The organism is Arthrobacter sp. Dra40, from assembly GCF_059091905.1.
The window spans coordinates 1-3,051 of the sequence record NZ_JBNHHB010000384.1 but is presented as its reverse complement, the minus strand read 5'-3'; the positions used below and the strand labels follow the sequence as shown (position 1 = coordinate 3,051).

General features: G+C 66.5%; 3 protein-coding genes. 1 reads left to right on the top strand and 2 read right to left on the bottom strand.

The features are described from left to right. A partial coding sequence (locus AC5RWT_RS36170; RefSeq protein ID WP_494084430.1) for an ANTAR domain-containing response regulator occupies window positions 1-238 on the top strand: 238 nt, incomplete at its 5' end. Between the two features lie 61 nt (window positions 239-299). Here AC5RWT_RS36170 and pyk read toward each other — a convergent pair. Both pyk and AC5RWT_RS36160 read right to left on the bottom strand, forming a co-directional pair. Beyond that, window positions 300-1,784, bottom strand: a complete 1,485-nt coding sequence (gene pyk / locus AC5RWT_RS36165; protein WP_494084429.1) for a pyruvate kinase — start codon at window positions 1,782-1,784, stop codon at window positions 300-302. Between the two features lie 50 nt (window positions 1,785-1,834). Continuing rightward, window positions 1,835-3,051 (bottom strand): glutamate synthase subunit beta (locus tag AC5RWT_RS36160; RefSeq protein WP_494084428.1); only part of this gene is annotated, 1,217 nt, incomplete at its 5' end.

The window sequence follows — 3,051 nt, the reverse complement described above, 5'->3', positions numbered from 1 at the left end:
TCCGGCCATCGAGATCGCCCTCTCCCGGCATGAGGAGATCACCGCCCTGGAATCCGAGGTTTCCGATCTGCAGGATCAGTTCGAAACCCGGAAGCTGGTGGAGCGGGCCAAGAGCCTGCTGATCACCAAGATGGGCCTGACCGAGCCGGAAGCCTTCCGCTGGATCCAGAAGACGTCGATGGACCGCCGGCTGAGCATGCGCGAAGTCGCCGAGACGATCATCAACCAAGTGAACTAAGGCGCGACGGAAACGGGCTCCGGAATCCTCCGGAGCCCGTTCTGCTGTCTCTCGCCCTCGCCTAGGTGGTGGGCCAGGGGCCTACCCGTTCGTGCCGGGGATGGGACTGGCCGTCCAGCAGTTCTCCGGCATCCGTCAGGTCGCCCACCCGGTGGACCTTCAGCGAGTTGGTGGAACCTGCCTTTCCGGGAGGCGAACCGGCCGCAATCACCACCAGGTCATCGATGTCCACCAAACCGCGCTCATAGAGGATCCGGTCCACCTGGGCGGTCATATGGTCGGTGTGCTCGACGAACTCCACCACCAGCGGCTGGATGCCCCACGTCAGCGACAGAACGTTCAGTGTGGACTGCAGCGGGGTGAACGCGAACACCGGCTTGGCGGGACGCAGCCGGCTCAGCCGGCGGGCCGAGTCGCCTGATTGGGTGAACGTGCAGATGTACTTGGCATCCAGTTGGTCGGCGATCTGCACTGCAGCCCGGGTGATGGCCCCGCCTCGGGTCTTCGGCTGGCTGCCCAGCGGCGGCACGCGGTCGAGCCCGTGCTGCTCCGTGGACTCGATAATCCGTGCCATCGTTTGAACCGTTTCCAGCGGGTACTTGCCCACACTGGTTTCGCCGGAGAGCATGACCGCGTCGGCGCCGTCGAGCACCGCGTTGGCGCAATCCGATGCTTCCGCCCGGGTGGGCCGCGGATTATCGATCATCGATTCGAGCACCTGCGTGGCGACAATCACCGGCTTGGCCCAGCGGCGTGCAAGCTCAACCGCACGCTTTTGCACCAGCGGCACGTCCTCCAACGGCAACTCCACGCCCAGGTCACCGCGGGCGATCATGATGGCATCGAAGGCATCAATGATCTCCTCGATGGCGTCCACGGCCTGCGGCTTCTCGATCTTGGCGATCACCGGGGCACGGCGGCCCTCCTCGTCCATGATCTCGTGGACCCGCTGGACGTCTGCGGCATTGCGCACGAAGGACAACGCCACCATGTCGACGCCGGTTTTCAGCGCCCAGCGCAGATCCTCCTCGTCCTTTTCGCTCAGGGCCGGCACGTTGACCGCCACGCCGGGCAGGTTGATTCCCTTGTTATTGGAGACCACTCCAGCGACGGTCACTTCCGTCACCACTTTGACGTCATCGACCTCTACGGCCCTCAGCGCCACCTTGCCGTCATCGATCAGCAGGGAGTCCCCCACGTTGACGTCGCCCGGCAAGCCCTTGTGCGTCGTGGAGCACTGGTCAGCGGTTCCTTCCACGTCCTCGGTGGTGATGGTGAACCGGTCACCCACCGCCAGATGGTGCGGGCCGTTCACGAACCGACCCAGACGGATCTTCGGGCCCTGCAGGTCGGCAAAAATGCCCACCGGCTTGGACAATTCGGCGGACGCCTTGCGGACGTTGTCGTAGGTCTGCTGGTGCACGCCGTAGTCGCCGTGGCTCATGTTCATCCTGGCCACGTCCACACCGGCCTTCAGGACGGCCAGCGTGCTCTCATAGCTGGCGATGGCAGGGCCAAATGTTGCAACGATTTTTGCGCGTCTCATATCCCTACCCTAATCAGATTGCGGGCTTCGTGCAGGGCTGGCCATGGTGGTCACGGCAGCACCGCGATCGCACGATCCCCCGGGGCCACCGGGGCCGGCAGCCGCGTGGTGCCGGTCAGCCACTCGTCCACGGCGGCCGCACAGGCGCGTCCTTCGGCGATGGCCCACACAATCAGTGACTGTCCGCGGCCGGCGTCGCCGGCGACGAAGATGCCCTCGGCGGCGCTCATGTACCGGTCGTCACGGCTAACATTTCCTCGCTGGTCGAAGTCCGCGCCCGCCTGCTCGCCCAGGCCGGCCGGCTCCGGACCGGTGAAGCCCAGGGACAGGAACACCAGGTCCGCCGGAATCTCCCGCTCGGTCCCGGGCTTGGGCACCCGTTTGCCGTCAACGAACTCCGTTTCGGCGACCTTCAGCGCCGTGAGCACACCGTTGACTCCCACGAACTCAACGGTCGAGGCCAAATAGGTCCGCTCGCCGCCCTCCTCGTGGGCGCTGGCCACCTCGAACAGCGTGGGGAAGGTAGGCCAGGGCTGGTGCGAAGCGCGCTGGGCCGGCGGTTGCTTGCCAATGGCCAGGGTAGTCACCGAAGCCGCCTGCTGCCGGTGCGCTGTGCCCAGGCAGTCCGCGCCGGTGTCGCCGCCGCCCAGGATCACCACGTGCCTGCCCCGGGCGTCAATCTGGTCCGGCACCGCCTCGCCGGCCACTACGCGGTTGGCCTGGACCAGATAGTCCATGGCGAAGTGCACACCGGACAGTCCGCGCCCGGGGATCGGCAGATCCCGCGGCACGGTGGCACCCGTGGCGACCACCACGGCGTCGTAGCGGCGACGCAGCTGGTCCCAGCTGATGTCTTTGCCCGCTTCGATGCCGGTGCGGAACCGGGTGCCCTCGGCACGCATCTGGTCCAGCCGGCGGTCCAGGTAGCGCTTTTCCATCTTGAAGTCGGGGATGCCGTAGCGCAGCAGGCCGCCGACCTTGTCGTCACGCTCATAGACCGCCACCGTATGTCCGGCACGTGTCAGCTGCTGCGCCGCGGCCAGTCCCGCGGGCCCCGAGCCGACGACGGCGATGGTGTGGCCGGTCAGTCGCTCCGGGGCGTGCGGGTCCACCCAGCCTTGGTCGAAGGCCTCCTCGATGACGGACACTTCCACTTGCTTGATCGTCACTGCCGGCTGGTTGATGCCCAGCACGCAGGACGCCTCGCACGGTGCCGGGCACAGCCGGCCGGTGAATTCCGGGAAGTTGTTGGTGGCGTGCAGCCGTT

Excerpts from the sequence above, each read along its gene's own strand:
- pyk (WP_494084429.1), bottom strand. The coding sequence starts at position 1,784 with ATGAGACGCGCAAAAATCGTTGCAACATTTGGCCCTGCCATCGCCAGC.